This is a genomic window from Streptomyces sp. NPDC026206 (assembly GCF_040638465.1).
In the GTDB taxonomy this organism is placed as follows: Bacteria; Actinomycetota; Actinomycetes; order Streptomycetales; family Streptomycetaceae; genus Streptomyces.
The window spans coordinates 192,559-206,516 of the sequence record NZ_JBEZYL010000004.1 but is presented as its reverse complement, the minus strand read 5'-3'; the positions used below and the strand labels follow the sequence as shown (position 1 = coordinate 206,516).

14 protein-coding genes are annotated in these 13,958 nt (G+C 71.2%); 6 read left to right on the top strand and 8 right to left on the bottom strand.

What is annotated here, in order from left to right; genetic code table 11:
• The first annotated feature begins 34 nt into the window (after positions 1 to 34).
• The 3 genes from AB0F13_RS09395 (at position 35) to mscL (ending at position 2,362) form a co-directional block, all read left to right on the top strand.
• The gene (locus AB0F13_RS09395) at positions 35 to 355 is read left to right on the top strand and encodes an FmdB family zinc ribbon protein (protein ID WP_362077704.1); all 321 of its coding nucleotides are present in this window, start codon (positions 35 to 37) and stop codon (positions 353 to 355) included.
• Positions 356 to 477: 122 nt separating this feature from the next.
• Entirely contained in the window at positions 478 to 1,350 is an 873-nt protein-coding gene (locus tag AB0F13_RS09390) for an S-methyl-5'-thioadenosine phosphorylase (protein ID WP_362077701.1), read from the top strand.
• Between the two features lie 529 nt (positions 1,351 to 1,879).
• Complete coding sequence (gene mscL / locus AB0F13_RS09385; RefSeq protein ID WP_362077698.1) at positions 1,880 to 2,362, top strand: large conductance mechanosensitive channel protein MscL; 483 nt, start codon at positions 1,880 to 1,882, stop codon at positions 2,360 to 2,362.
• A gap of 6 nt (positions 2,363 to 2,368) precedes the next feature.
• Here mscL and AB0F13_RS09380 read toward each other — a convergent pair whose 3' ends face one another.
• From AB0F13_RS09380 to AB0F13_RS09365, 4 genes are all read right to left on the bottom strand, one after another.
• Entirely contained in the window at positions 2,369 to 2,560 is a 192-nt protein-coding gene (locus tag AB0F13_RS09380) for a hypothetical protein (RefSeq protein ID WP_362077695.1), read from the bottom strand.
• 113 nt (positions 2,561 to 2,673) lie between these two features.
• Entirely contained in the window at positions 2,674 to 3,765 is a 1,092-nt protein-coding gene (locus AB0F13_RS09375) for a P1 family peptidase (RefSeq protein ID WP_362077692.1), read from the bottom strand.
• Positions 3,766 to 3,807: 42 nt separating this feature from the next.
• Entirely contained in the window at positions 3,808 to 5,052 is a 1,245-nt protein-coding gene (locus AB0F13_RS09370; RefSeq protein WP_362077690.1) for a low temperature requirement protein A, read from the bottom strand.
• A 246-nt stretch (positions 5,053 to 5,298) separates the two neighbouring features.
• Positions 5,299 to 6,828 carry an MFS transporter gene (locus AB0F13_RS09365; protein ID WP_362077687.1) on the bottom strand — a complete coding sequence of 510 codons (1,530 nt, stop codon included), beginning with the start codon at positions 6,826 to 6,828 and terminating at the stop codon, positions 5,299 to 5,301.
• A gap of 95 nt (positions 6,829 to 6,923) precedes the next feature.
• Between AB0F13_RS09365 and AB0F13_RS09360 the strand changes: the two genes are divergently transcribed.
• The gene (locus AB0F13_RS09360) at positions 6,924 to 7,895 is read left to right on the top strand and encodes a YafY family protein (protein ID WP_362077684.1); all 972 of its coding nucleotides are present in this window, start codon (positions 6,924 to 6,926) and stop codon (positions 7,893 to 7,895) included.
• A 123-nt stretch (positions 7,896 to 8,018) separates the two neighbouring features.
• Here the strand turns inward: AB0F13_RS09360 and AB0F13_RS09355 are convergent, their stop codons facing one another.
• Complete coding sequence (locus tag AB0F13_RS09355; protein ID WP_362077681.1) at positions 8,019 to 9,023, bottom strand: sigma-70 family RNA polymerase sigma factor; 1,005 nt, start codon at positions 9,021 to 9,023, stop codon at positions 8,019 to 8,021.
• A gap of 502 nt (positions 9,024 to 9,525) precedes the next feature.
• On the opposite strand from AB0F13_RS09355, the gene AB0F13_RS09350 reads away from it, so the two are divergent.
• A complete protein-coding gene (locus AB0F13_RS09350) occupies positions 9,526 to 9,963 on the top strand; it encodes a hypothetical protein (protein ID WP_362077678.1) in 438 nt (145 codons plus the stop codon).
• A gap of 118 nt (positions 9,964 to 10,081) precedes the next feature.
• Here the strand turns inward: AB0F13_RS09350 and AB0F13_RS09345 are convergent, their stop codons facing one another.
• Positions 10,082 to 10,876 (bottom strand): class III extradiol ring-cleavage dioxygenase, encoded by a 795-nt coding sequence (locus AB0F13_RS09345; RefSeq protein WP_362077675.1) that lies wholly within the window; start codon positions 10,874 to 10,876, stop codon positions 10,082 to 10,084.
• Positions 10,877 to 11,032: 156 nt separating this feature from the next.
• Here AB0F13_RS09345 and AB0F13_RS09340 point away from each other — a divergent pair, with 156 nt between their 5' ends.
• Positions 11,033 to 11,566 (top strand): MarR family transcriptional regulator, encoded by a 534-nt coding sequence (locus tag AB0F13_RS09340; RefSeq protein WP_362077672.1) that lies wholly within the window; start codon positions 11,033 to 11,035, stop codon positions 11,564 to 11,566.
• An 84-nt stretch (positions 11,567 to 11,650) separates the two neighbouring features.
• Here AB0F13_RS09340 and AB0F13_RS09335 read toward each other — a convergent pair whose 3' ends face one another.
• Together AB0F13_RS09335 and AB0F13_RS09330 are read right to left on the bottom strand one after the other, a co-directional pair.
• The gene (locus AB0F13_RS09335) at positions 11,651 to 13,156 is read right to left on the bottom strand and encodes an MFS transporter (RefSeq protein ID WP_362077669.1); all 1,506 of its coding nucleotides are present in this window, start codon (positions 13,154 to 13,156) and stop codon (positions 11,651 to 11,653) included.
• 34 nt (positions 13,157 to 13,190) lie between these two features.
• Positions 13,191 to 13,859: a helix-turn-helix domain-containing protein gene (locus AB0F13_RS09330; protein WP_362078070.1), complete on the bottom strand. Its 669-nt coding sequence runs from the start codon at positions 13,857 to 13,859 to the stop codon at positions 13,191 to 13,193.
• Positions 13,860 to 13,958 lie beyond the last annotated feature (99 nt).

The following is a 13,958-nucleotide window of genomic DNA, read 5'->3' as shown; positions in this document are numbered from 1 at the left end:
AGCACTCAACGAGTGAGAGTGCCAGGAGGAGCAAGTGCCGACTTACCAGTACCAGTGCACCGCGTGCGGGGAAGGCCTCGAGGCGGTGCAGAAGTTCACCGATGACGCCTTGACCGTATGCCCGCAGTGCGACGGACGCCTGAAGAAGGTGTTTTCTGCGGTCGGCATCGTCTTCAAGGGCTCCGGCTTCTACCGGAACGACAGCCGTGGCTCGTCGTCCAGCAGCAGCCCGGCGGCGAAGCCGGCGTCCACGACGTCGTCCTCGTCCTCGTCGTCCTCCTCGGGCGGCTCCTCCGCCGCGGCGAGCTCCACGAGCACATCGTCGTCGAGCACGAGCAGCAGCTCGGCCGCCTGACGCGACCCCGTACACACCGGCAGCCCGCCGCCTCCCCGCGAGGCGGCGGGCTCCGTCGTACGCGGAAGCGGGCTCCGGTACGGGTCCGGTACGGGCTGCGGCGGGGCGGCTAGGGTGACCGCATGGCCGACATGATCAGCACAGCGGTGCCAGCGGTGCCAGCGAAGACGGCGGAGATAGGCGTCATCGGCGGGTCGGGGTTCTACTCCTTCCTGGACGATGTGACCGAGGTCACCGTGAAGACGCCCTACGGAGCCCCGAGCGACTCCCTCTTCCTCGGTGAGCTGGCCGGACGCAAGGTCGCCTTCCTGCCCCGCCACGGCCGCGACCACCGCCTGCCGCCGCACCGCATCAACTACCGGGCCAACCTCTGGGCACTGCGCTCGGTCGGCGCGCGGCAGGTGCTGGGCCCGTGCGCGGTGGGCGGACTGCGGGAGGAGTACGGGCCGGGCACGCTGCTCGTGCCGGACCAGCTGGTGGACCGCACGAAATCCCGCACGCAGACCTTCTTCGACGGGGAGCCGCTGCCGGACGGCACCGTTCCCAACGTTGTGCACATGACCTTCGCCGACCCCTACTGCCCCGCCGGGCGCGCGGTGGCGGTGGCGGCGGCGCGCGGTCGGGGCTGGGAGCCGGTGGACGGCGGAACGATGGTCGTCATCGAGGGGCCGCGCTTCTCGACCAGGGCGGAGTCGCGCTGGCACGCGGCCCAGGGCTGGTCGGTGGTCGGCATGACCGGGCACCCGGAGGCCGTGCTGGCCCGGGAGCTGGGGCTCTGCTACACCTCGATGTCGCTGGTCACGGACCTCGATGCGGGGGCCGAGACGGGCGAGGGCGTATCGCACGAGGAGGTGCTGCGGGTCTTCGGGGAGAACGTGGGCCGCCTGCGCGAGGTGCTCTTCGACGCGGTGGGCGCGCTGCCGAAGACGGCGGACCGGGCCTGCCTGTGCACCCGCGCGCATGACGGGTGGGACCTGGGGATCGAGCTGGCGTAGCTACGCCAGCCTCCTCGACCCGCCGCATCCCACGTGCGGGGGACGAGGTTTTCCACAACGCGGGAGTAGTCCACAGGGCTCAGCGGGATGGGGCGGAAACGGGGATCGTGAGGGACGTCCGGTTCGGGGCTCCTCACGACAGGCGGTGGTTCCTGTGGCTCTCGCGGCCTTCCCTCCTTCCTCCCCTTTCCCTCCTTCCTCCACATTCCCTTCCCCCTTCCCTTCCCCCTTCCCCTCCCCTTCTCCCGGCGCGGTCGCTTCCGCGCCGCCCTGGGCTCCTCCGGGGTGCCGGGTGCCGATGTTCGCGCCGGTGTGTGCGGGGCGGGGCGGACGCTACGGCCGGCGGCGACGACGGCCGCTGGCGGCCGGGGTGCTGGCGGCCGCGGGAGTGGTGGCCCTGTGCTCGTCCGTGGTCGCGCATTGGCGCCTGGGCTGATCGTGTTTCGCGAGTGGACAGATCAGCCAGACTCTCTCGTATGTTATGGAATCGACTATTCCGTCACAGGTGCGCACAGAGAGAGGCTGTTCGGTGAGCGAGAAGAAGACAGGGGTCCTTGGAGGCTTCAAGGCATTCCTGATGCGGGGCAACGTCCTGGACCTCGCGGTCGCCGTCGTCATCGGCGCGGCGTTCACCAACATCGTGAACTCTGTGGTGAAAGGCGTCATCAACCCGGTCGTCGGCGCCTTCGGCACCAAGGACCTCGACCACTACGCGGCCTGTCTGAAGGGTCCCTGCGCCAGGAACGCCGCGACGGGCGAGGTGACCCGGGGTGTCTACATCCAGTGGGGCGCCGTGCTCAGCGCCACGCTCACCTTCGTGATCACGGCGGCGGTCGTCTACTTCTTGATGCTGCTGCCGATGAAGCGCTGGCAGGACCGCCAGGCCGCCAAGGCACCGGCGGAGAACAAGCCCGCCGAGCCGACCGAGATCGAGCTGCTCGCGCAGATCCGCGACACCCTGATCGAGCAGCGCCGCGGCCCCGGCTCGGACTCCGTGCCGGCGCCGCGCTAGACCGTCTCAGATGTGGTGGGGCGGCTTCTCGTCCAGGAAGCGTGCCAGATCGGCGGCGCTGTCGCTGCCGCCGGAGGCCGGGCGGTCGCCCCAGCCACGGTCCGTGTCGTCCGAGGACTGCTGCGCCAGCGGATCGTCGAAGATCAGCGCGGTGGCCGGGTCACGCCGGGGCGCGCGGGGTTCGGGGGCGGTACTCATGCCTCCAGGGTACGGGCGCGCCGGACGGCTCGGCCTTCGTACCGACCCTCGTACCGGCCGTCGCACCGGCCCTCGTATCAACCTGCTCGGCCTGCTCAGTCCGCTCAGCCTTCTCAGTCTGCGTAGAGCTCCCGGTAGGAGGGGAAGACGCCGCCGGGGCCGTCGACGCTCTCCGCCGCCAGCAGCGCCTTGACCACGGACCGGGTCAGAACGTCCGCGCCGGCGGCCAGGATCTCGTTGACGGCTCCCGCCGCGAAGTCGGCGCTGCCGGGGAGGTGGTCCTCCTCGGGCAGCGGGCGTGCGCCGGTGGCCAGCGCGAAGACGGTGTCGCCGTCCGTGAGCAGGTGTACGGGCCGCACGGCGCGGGCCAGGCCGTCGTGCGCGGTACCGGCGAGCTTCTGCGCCTGGGCGCGGGTCAGGGCGGCGTCGGTGGCGACGACGGCGATGGTGGTGTTGAGCGGGGGCCGTGCGGACGCGGCCCAGCGCTCGGCCGACTCCCGGCGCGCGGCGTCCAGGGCCCGCTGGGCGGCGAGGTGGCGCTCCGGCTCGGGGTAGGTGACGCGTCCGCCCTCGTACAGGCGCCCGTACAGCACGCCCGTCGACGGGTCGGCGACGGCGCCCGCCGCGTTGACGGCGGCGAGGGCCGCGACGGTCACGCCGGAGGGCAGGACGACGCCGGCGGTGCCGATGCCTCCCTTGAGGCCGCCGGCCACCGCTCCGGTGCCGGCTCCGACGTTGCCTTGCGCCACGGGTGCGCCGACGGGCGTACGGGCCGCCGCCTCGGCTGCCTCCCGGCCCAGTGCGGCGTCCGGTCGGGCCCGCCAGTCACCGCCGCGGCCCAGGTCGAAGAGCGCGGCCGCCGGCACGACGGGCACCACCTGGGCGGGGTCCGGCCCCACCCGGAAGCCGCGGCCGTTCTCCTCCAGCCAGGCCATCACCCCGGACGCGGCGTCCAGCCCGAAGGCACTGCCACCGGTGAGCACGACGGCCTCGACGCGCTGCACGAGATTGCGCGGGTCCAGCGCGTCCGTCTCCCGCGTCCCCGGCCCGCCGCCGCGTACGTCCACGGCCGCGACCGCCCCGCCCCGCTCGGTGAGGATCACGGTCGTCCCCGTCAGCGCACCGTCCCCGGTCCACTGGGCGTGCCCCACGCGCAGCCCGGCCACATCGGTCAGCGCATCCATCGGTTTACGCGCATCAGTCATGCCGCAATGCGTATCACGCGTTGCCGCCCGCCTGTTGCCGCTTCAGGACGGCTCGCTTCCCCTCCCGTTCCCCCCGCTCCTGCCGTTCGCCCCGCCGTCCCCGGCCTCCTGCCGCCCCGCCGACAGCGTGACGCCCAGTGCCACCGTCACCGCCCCCACCAGACCGACCAGCAGCACGGCCGTGCCGCCCGCGAACGTGCAGGCCAGCACCGCCACCGCGGCGAAGGGCAGGACCGACTGCTGGGCCAGGCCCCGCTTGTGGTGGCGGGAGTGGATCAGCCACACGGAGAACATGAACAGCGCGGCGGGGACGGTGACGCAGGCCGACGCGGCGAAGGCCGAGATGTGGGCCTTGCCGGTGGTCTCCTCGACCGCCACTTCGAGGCCCGCGCCGATGGCGGCCGCCGAACCGAAGACCAGGTAATGGCCGTAACCCCACAGGAACGCCTGGCGATTGGAGACGAGGTGGCGATGGACGGGAACCGCGAAGTAGATCCAGTAGGCGGCGAAGATGAGCAGCAGCCCGCCCCCGGCGATCGGCAGCAGGGTGCCCAGCGCCTCCTGCTCGTCCCCCGCGGACTGGATGGCCACCGTGGCGGCCGCGACCGTCTCGCCGAGCACGATGATGGTGAACAGGCCGTACCGCTCGGCGATGTGGTGCGGGTGCCAGGCGGTCGGCCGGCCGAGCTCGGCGAGTGCGGGCACTGCCATCTCCACGATCGCCATCAGCAGGAAGACCCATGGCTTGGCGTGATCGGGCAGGAGCAGCACGCCCAGCCAGCCGATCTGGCACCCGCACACGCCGGTCGCGTACCGCAGCGCCGTTCTGCGTTCCGCTCCGTGCGAGGCGTGTGCGGCGCGCAGCCACTGGGAGACCAGCGCCAGTCGCATCACCAGGTAGCCGAACCAGACCACCGAGAAGTTGCTGTCATTGAACGCCCGGGGAATGCCCGCGGCCAGGATCAGCACCCCCGCGATCTGAACCAGCGTCACCACCCGGTACAGCACGTCGTCGGTGTCGTAGGCCGAGGAGAACCAGGTGAAGTTGACCCACGCCCACCAGATGGCGAAGAACATCATCAGGTAGCCGGGGATCCCGTGGCCGGGGTGCCCCTCGGCCAGCGAGTGCACCAGTTGCCTGCCCGCCTGTGCCACCGCGACCACGAAACACAGGTCGAAGAAGAGCTCCAGCGGGGTCGCCGCCCGGTGTTCCTCGCCGCGTCCGCGCTCGGTCATCCGGCGCAGCAGTCCGGGGGGCGGCCGGCCCGGGGGCGAGTCCTCGCTCATGGGGCGATTGTCACCGCTGCCCCCGCGTGCCGCGCGCTGGGCGCCGCCGCTGCCGGCCGGCGCTGCGGGGCCGTACCGGCCGGTGACCGCCACCGCCGGACGGGCTCGATCACCGTGCGCGGACCGGTGGGCGCGGTCACCGTGCGCGGACCGGCGGCGAAAGCCCGTCGGCCCCCGCCTGCGGGACAGGCGGGGGCCGACGGGACCGGCAGTGCCGGTGTCACGACCGGCTCGTACGGGCGGTTCTCAGTGCGCGGCCACCGGCTCCTGCGCCGGTTCCTGCACGGGCTCGGCCGGTGCGTCCTCCGGTGCCGCCGTTCCGGCGGCGGCCTTGCGCGGCAGGGCGAACATCAGCGCCAGCACCACGGCCAGCACCGCGGCGACCCACCACATGCCGTGCCGGAAGGCGTCCGCGAAGGCCTGCCCGGCGTGGTGCTGGGCGACCGCCTGCTCGTCCAGCACGTCGAAGAAGGCGACCGACACCAGGCCGAGCCCCACCGCGTTGCCGAGCTGCTGTGTGGTGTTGATCAGCCCCGACGCGGAGCCGGAGTGCTCGAGCGGCACCCTGGCGATGACCGTCTCGGTGAGCGGGGCGACGATGAGGCCCATGCCGACACCCATGACGATCAGCGGGAGCGCCATCTGCCAGGGCTGGATGCCGTTGCCGAAGTGGCGGGACTCCCAGATGTAGAGCACGACGCCGGCCATCATCGACACCGCACCGGCCTGCAGGACCTTGCGCCCGAAGCGCGGTACGAGCTTCTGCACCGAGATGCCGGCAGCCACCGACACCCCGATCGAGAACGGGATGCCGGTCAGGCCGGCCCGCAGCGGGCTCCAGCCCAGGCCGAGCTGCATGTACAGGGTCCAGATCATGAAGAAGATGCCGCAGGCGATGCCGAACGCGACCTCGACGCCGATGCCGGCCGCGAAGCTCTTGACCTTGAACAGCGACAGCTCGACCAGCGGCGACCCGTCCTTGCGGGTCTTGTGACGCTCGTACGCCACGAAGGCGGCGAAGACGAGCACGCTGCCGGCCATGCACAGGTGGCCCCACAGCGGCCAGCCGTGCTCGCGTCCCTGGGTCAGCGGGTAGAGGAACATCAGCAGGCCGCCCGTCGCCAGCACGACGCCCACCAGGTCCAGCTTCAGCGCCTGCGGCGCCCTGGACTCGGAGATGTACTTGCGGCCGAGGATCAGGCCCGCGATGCCGACCGGCAGATTGACCAGGAAGATGGGCCGCCATTCCAGCCCGAACAGGTTCCACTGCGTGAGCAGCGCGCCCAGGATCGGTCCCGAGACGGCCCCCAGGCCCACGATCGCGCCGAACATGCCGAAGACCTTGCCGCGCTCGTGCGCGGGGAACGTGGCGTGGACGATCGCCAGCACCTGCGGCACCATCAGGGCCGCGGCGCCGCCCTGCAGGACGCGGGCGGCGACGAGCAGATGCGGGTCGCCCGCGATGCCGCAGAGCATCGAGGCGAGCGTGAAGCCGCTCATGCCCAGCAGGAAGACCCGCCTGCGCCCGTATATGTCACCGAGCCGCCCGCCCGTGATCAGCCCGGCCGCGAACGCGAGGGCGTAGCCCTCGGTGATCCACTGCAGGACGCTGAAGGAGGCGCCGATGTCCTTCTTGATGCTCGGCATGGCGATGTTGACGATCGTGACGTCGACGAGGTCCATGAACGACGCGGTCATCACCACGGCGAGCGCCAGCCAGCGGCGGCGGTCGGCGGCGCCCTCGAGGGGCGGATCGGTGGTCGCGGTGGTGGTCACAGGGATATTGCCTTCCTGGTGGTTCGCCGGGTCGTACGGAACGCTAACCCGCGTATAGGTCAGGATGTGTCCTAGTTGGCTGCCACCCTGGACACATGACCGACACCCCGGCACGGCTGCTGAATCTGCTGTCGCTCCTCCAGACACCTCGCGAATGGCCCGGCAGCGAGCTCGCCGAGCGGCTCGGTGTCAGTCCGCGCACGATCCGGCGGGACATCGAGCGGCTCCGCGACCTCGGCTACCCCGTACAGGCAACGATGGGAGCGGACGGTGGGTACCGGCTGGCGGCCGGAGCGGCCCTGCCCCCGCTCGTCCTCGACGACGAGGAGGCGGTCGCCATCGCGGTCGGCCTGCGGGCGGGCGCGGGCCATGCCGTCGAGGGTATCGAGGAGGCGTCCGTACGGGCCCTGGCCAAGCTGGAGCAGGTCCTGCCCGCGCGGCTGCGGCACCGCGTCGCCGCGTTGCAGGCCGCCATGGTGCCGCTCACCGGCGGCGACGGCACGACCGTCGACCCGCGCACGCTGACCGTCATCGCCTCGGCCGCCACCGGCCACGAGCGGCTGCGGTTCGCCTACCGCAAGGGTGACGGCACGGAGATGAAGCGGCTGGTCGAGCCGCACCGGCTCATCAGTACGGGGCGCCGCTGGTACCTGGTGGCGTACGACATCGACCGCGACGACTGGCGCACGTTCCGGGTCGACCGGGTCAGTGAGCCGTTCGCGACGGGCGCGCGCTTCGCTGAGCGCGAGCTGCCGGTGGCGGACGCGGCGGAGTTCCTGAAGCGGTCCATGGCCCGGCTGCAGCCGACGTACCGCCTCCTGGCCACGTTCCGGGCACCGGTGGAGTTCGTGACCGCCCGGCTGCCGAACTGGCTGGGCACGCCCGTGCGGGTCGACGACGACACCTGCCGGCTGGACGTCACCACGTCCGACTCGCTGGAGTGGGTGGCCTTCCGGCTCGCCCTGGTCGACTGCGCATTCGAAGTGCAGGAACCGGCGGAGCTGATCGACCACCTGCGCGAACTGGGCACCCGCATCACCGGCGCGGCGGGCCGGAACCCGCGGTAGCCGGGCACAGCGAAGAGCGGGAGGTGCCGGGCCGGAACCCGCCCGGACATGGGCGGACCCCGACGCAAGGGGGGGAATGCGCCGGGGCCCGGTCTATGGGGGTTACGACTAGGTTATGCCCAATTAGGCCGCTGCGTCGAAACCAGTGTCATGGGCCATCTTCTTCAGCTCCAGAAGCGCGTGCTTCTCGATCTGCCGGATGCGCTCGCGCGTCAGGCCGTGCTGCTTGCCGACCTCGGTGAGCGTGCGCTCCCGCCCGTCCTCGATGCCGTAGCGCGCCTTGATGATCGACGCGGTGCGGTGGTCGAGGCGGCTGATGAGGCCCTCCAGCTCCTCGCTGCGCAGCAGCGCGATGACCGACTGCTCCGGGGACACGGCGGAGGTGTCCTCCAGCAGGTCACCGAACTGGGTCTCGCCCTCGTCGTCCACGTGCATGTTCAGGCTCACCGGGTCACGGGCCCAGTCGAGCACATCACCGACGCGCTCGGGCGTGGTGCCCAGCTCGGCGGCGATCTCCGCGTGCTCGGGCTCGCGGCCGTTCTCCCGGTTGAACTCGCGCTGCACCCGGCGGATGCGGCCGAGCTCCTCGACCAGGTGGACGGGAAGCCGGATCGTACGGGACTGGTCGGCTATCGACCGCGTGATGGCCTGGCGGATCCACCACGTCGCATACGTGGAGAACTTGAATCCCTTGGTGTAGTCGAACTTCTCCACCGCACGTACGAGGCCGGCGTTGCCCTCCTGGATCAGGTCCAGGAGCGGCAGGCCGCTGCGCGGGTAGCGGCGGGCGACGGCGACGACGAGGCGCAGGTTGGACTTGATGAAGACGTCCTTGGCCCTGGCACCCTCGGCGGCCAGCGCCTCGAGCTCCTCGCGGGAGGCCTCGCCGGCCTTGTCACCGCCGTCCTCGAGGCCGTCGAGTATCTGCCGGGCGTAGACGCCCGCCTCGATGGTCTGCGACAGCTCGACCTCCTTGGCGGCGTCGAGCAGGGGTGTGCGCGCGATCTCGTCGAGGTACATGCCGACCAGGTCGCGATCGGCGATCTCCCCGCCTGTGGCGCGAACACTGCTTGCCTCGCCAGCGCCCTTGGAGGCGGTCTGACGACGGGCGACGGCACGGGTTGCCATGCGTGCTCCCTTGCGATGAGACGGTCGCGGGACGGACCGGACACCCGTGGGCGTCCCATCCGAAGTAAAGAACGGCCGGAATCCGGACAGAATTCCCCTGAGGCGTCTTCTTTTTTGTGATCATGCAGTACCCTGTCCGGCCCGCAGAGGGTGGCGCGTCGCCGAAGCCTGGGGGAAGCGCAGGTCAGGACGGTCGCCACAGCCGGACCGGCGGTTCTGACGGCGCTCCGTGAGCGCCAGGCCCGTGAGACCGCCATCACGTCCGCCACGTTCGGCGTCACCCCGTTCACACCGGTTGAGCGTGTGCCCCGAGGCTGCTCTTCTACTCCAAGGACGTGCCCGCACCGGCGTGTGGTTGCCAGGAGCCTTCCGGAAAGCACGGCAAGCACGGAAGACATGTAAGGCGTGGAAGGCGTGCAACACGTGGAAGGCGTGATCGAGTTGCCCGGGGTGTGGGGCGGGTGTGCCCTGGGGGATGGGGGTGAGTGAGAGGAGCCGCGCCATGCCCACGCACTCGATGCTGCCCGGGCGCCACCACGCCCACGAAGGCCCCGGCCCGGTCCCCCGGACCGGGTACGTCCGCCACGGGGAACGTACCGCCCGCTCGGAGTGGGCCGTCCCCGTCGCCGGGGGCGTCGTCCTCGGCCTCTACACCGTCTTCCTCGCCCACGAGAACGGCTTCTCCGAGCTCTCCGGGTGGCTGCTGGGGCTCGTGGCCGCCCTCGCCTCCACGGCCCTGGGCTACGTGCTCGTCCGCGAGCGCCACCGGATGATGATCGAGGCGCGCGCGGTGGCCTTCGGGGCGCTCTTCGGCGCGAGCATGGGGTTCCTGCGCAGCCTGGTGCAGGTGTCGGTGCTGCGCGCGGCGGGAACGGGGCTCGTCTTCGGGCTGTGCATGGCCGTGGTGGCGTACTACGTCTTCTACTGGCACGAGCGCTGACCCGAGCACCGAGCAGACGACCCGGCACGAGAGGCCGGGGAGGGGCCCGGCCCAACCGGCCGCCTCGTCCCCGGGCGCCGGGCCCGCACCGGATCCGGATCGCTAGCCGGCCGGATCGCTAGCCGAACTGCACCGAGCGCTTCGCCAGGCCCATCCAGAAGCCGTCGATGACACTGCGCCCGCTGCCCAGCTCACCCTCGGCGGCGCCCAGGGTGACGAAGAGCGGCGCGAAGTGCTCGGTGCGCGGGTGGGCCAGACGGGCCGCCGGAGACTTGTTCCCGAAGTCCAGCAGCGCGTCGACGTCCTGGGCCTCCAGCGCCTCGCGCCCCCACGCGTCGAACTCGGCCGACCATCCGGGCGGCCCGGAGCCCTCGTGCCGCAGCGCGGCCAGGTTGTGGGTGAAGAAGCCGCTGCCGACGATCAGTACGCCCTCGTCGCGCAGCGGCGCGAGCCGGCGTCCGGTCTCCAGCAGCCGCTGCGGGTCGAGCGTGGGCAACGACATCTGCAGCACGGGTATGCCGGCGCCGGGGTACATCTCCACGAGCGGTACGTACGCACCGTGATCGAGCCCCCGGTCCGGCATGTCCTGTACGGGCGTGCCGGCGCCCCGCAGCATCCCGCGGACCCGCGCGGCGAGGTCAGGGGCGCCCGGTGCCGCGTACCGGACCCGGTAGTAGTGCTCCGGGAATCCCCAGAAGTCGTGCACGAGCGGGACGGTCCGGGTAGCGCCCAGGGCGAGCGGGGCCTCCTCCCAGTGCGCGGAGATCACGAGGATCGCCGTCGGGCGGGGCAGGTCCGCCGCCCAGGCGGCGAGCTGTCCGGGCCACAGCGGGTCGTCCGCAAGGGGTGGTGCGCCGTGGGAGAGGTAGAGGGCGGGCATGCGCCCTCCGGGCTTGGCTGCGCGGGCCTGCATCGGGGGCCTCCTCGGGGTGCGGCTGTACGTCCTGGACCGGACACTGCTTGAAGTCTCAAGCTCTATGCTCGGACCCGACCCTAGACCTGATTTATTTAAATTTCAATCAATGGCCTGGCGGAAGCGCGGCCTCCGGCGAGTGGAACAGTGGATGCCATGACGAACCGACCCTCGGAGAACGCGGTAGCCGCGGAGGCCCGGGAGGCTGCTGCCGGACCCCGCTGGCTCACCGAAGCAGAGCAGGACACCTGGCAGGCGTACCGGCACGCCTACACGCTCCTGGAGGACCAGCTGGACCGGCAGCTGCAGCGCGACGCCGGGATGCCGCACATCTACTACGGGCTCCTGGTCCAGCTCTCCGAGGCGCCGCACCGCCGGATGCGGATGACCGAGCTCGCCCAGCACGCCAAGATCACCCGCTCCCGGCTCTCGCACGCGATCGCCCGGCTGGAGAAGAACGGCTGGGTGCGGCGCGAGGAGTGCCCGTCCGACAAGCGCGGGCAGCTGGCCATCCTCACGGACGACGGCCTGGAGATGCTGCGCAGGTCCGCGCCGGGCCATGTGGCGGCCGTGCGGGCGGCGGTCTTCGACCGCCTCACGCCGGAGCAGGCCGCCCAGTTCGGCGAGGCGTGCCGGATCATCGCGACGGGCCTGCAGCCGGCCGGCGCGGATCTGCCCTGGCTGCGCTGAGCGGGAGGACCGCCGCCACACGCAGGTGGGCCCCCGCCGGTGACGGCGGGGGCCCACAAGCTCACGGGTGGCGCAGCGAAGGCCTCAGTGGGCCATCACCGGAACGAAGTCCTCGGCGTCCTCCGCGTCACCGGAAGCGGCGGCCGGGCCGCCCTGGTGACCGGCGGTGATGCAGACGACCGCGATCAGCGCGGCCAGCGTCAGGATGCCGGCCGCCCACCACACCGCGGTGGAGTAGCCGTGCACCATCGACTGGAAGGTGAGCAGCTTCTGGTCCGCGCCGGGCGCCATGTGGGACTTGAAGTAGTCGGTGGTGGCGCTGGCGGCGATGGTGTTGAGCAGCGCGGTGCCGATGGCGCCGCCGACCTGCTGCGAGGTGTTGACCATCGCCGAGGCGACACCGGCGTCACGGGCCTGGACACCGTGCGTGGACAGGCTCATGGCCGGCATGAAGGCCGTACCCATGCCCAGGCCCATCAGCAGCAGACCGGGCAGGATCACGAAGGTGTACGAGGTGTCCAGGTCGATCTGGGTGAGCAGCACCATGCCGACGGCCGCGAGCAGGAAGCCCGGACCCATCAGCCAGCGGGCCGGCACCCGGGTCATCAGCCGGGCACCGATCTGCGTGGAACCGGTGATCATCGTGGCGATCATCGGCAGGAACGCGAGGCCGGTCTTGACCGGCGAGTATCCCCTGACGACCTGCAAGTAGAAGGTCAGGAAGAGGAACAGGCCGAACATGGCGATGGCGGCGAGGGCCAGGGAGACGTAGACGCCACCGCGGTTGCGGTCGGTGAGCACGCGCAGCGGCAGCAGCGGGGCCTTGACCTTCTTCTCGACGACCACGAAGGCCAGCAGCAGCACGGCGGCGGCGGCGAACAGGCCGATGGTGCTGCCGGACGTCCAGCCGTCGGACTCGGCGCGGGTGAAGCCGTAGACGAGCGAGACCAGGCCGAGGGTGGCCAGGATGACGCCGGGGATGTCCAGCTTCGAGGGGTTGCGGCCCTCGGCGGGCTCGCGGATCACGAGGACCGCACCGACCGCGGCGACGACGGCGAAGGGAATGTTCACGAAGAACGTCCAGCGCCAGTTGAGGTACTCGGTGAACAGACCGCCGAGGATGAGCCCGACGCCACCGCCGGCACCGGCGATGGCGCCGAAGATGCCGAACGCCTTGGCGCGCTCCTTCGCTTCGGTGAACAGCACGGCGAGCAGCGACAGGGCCGCCGGCGCGAGCAGCGCGCCGAAGGCGCCCTGCAGGGCGCGGGCGCCCAGCAGCATGCCGGTGTTGACCGCGGCACCACCGAGGGCGGAGGCCGCCGCGAAGCCGATCAGGCCGATCACGAACGCACGCTTGCGGCCCCACAGGTCGGATACGCGACCGCCGAAGAGCAGCAGCCCGCCGAAGGCGAGGGCGTAGGCCGTGATGACCCACTGCCGGTTGCCGTCCGAGATGCCGAGGTCGGTCTGGGCGGAGGGCAGCGCGATGTTCACGATGGTCGCGTCCAGCACGACCATGAGCTGGGCCAGGGCGATGAATATGAGCGCTTTCCAGCGCCTGGGGTCGGGTTGCGTGGTGAGATCTGGCATGCGTGGGCCTACCTAGCGGTGCGGAGGGTGTGGACTACCGGTGGGACAAGTCGTCGGCGGAGGAGTGGAACTTGCGTCGCAGGTCCTCCAAAGTCGCGGGTGATCCGGGAAGTTGTGACCGGGCCGGCGCCATCAGGCCGTCCAGGAAGAGCTGGAGGTGCCGGTGCACGAACTGGTCGAAGTCCATGCAGCCGGTGTCCGGCAGCGGCCTGGTGAGCTGAGTGATGGCGACCATCAGGTCACCGATGGCGATGTCGGGGCGCAGCTGCCCGCAGTCGCGGGCAGCGGCCATCAGCGCCTCGATCGCGCTTTCCAGCCGGTCGCGTGCCTCGACGTGGTCGGGATGGTCCTTGTCGATGCCTTCGGCGCCATCGGCGAGCAGGGGGCAGAGCGCCCCGATCCGCTCGTCCGCCGCGGCATGGACAAAGCGCCTCAGCGCCAGGAAAGCATCGGGCTCCTCGGCTCGTACTGTCTCGGCCTGGTCCGCGATGCGGGCCATGACGGAGAGGGTGACGTGATGGATCAGTTCACGGCGGTCCGCGAAGTGCCGGTACAGCGTGGCATTTCCGACCCCGGCGCGTCGAGCGATTTCATCGAGCGAGGATTCGGCCCCGTGTTCGACGAGCGCCTCGCGGGCGGCCGCGAGGATGCGCTCGCGATTGCGCAGGGCGTCGGCGCGCAGTCGGGGTTGGGGTGCTGTCACCACGACCGGCCCTCCTTTCCGTGAAGCTGATCCGTGAGGTCTGACAGACGGGGAGAGATTCCCCGTTTGACAGGAACGCTCAGTTAAACGGGGAGAACC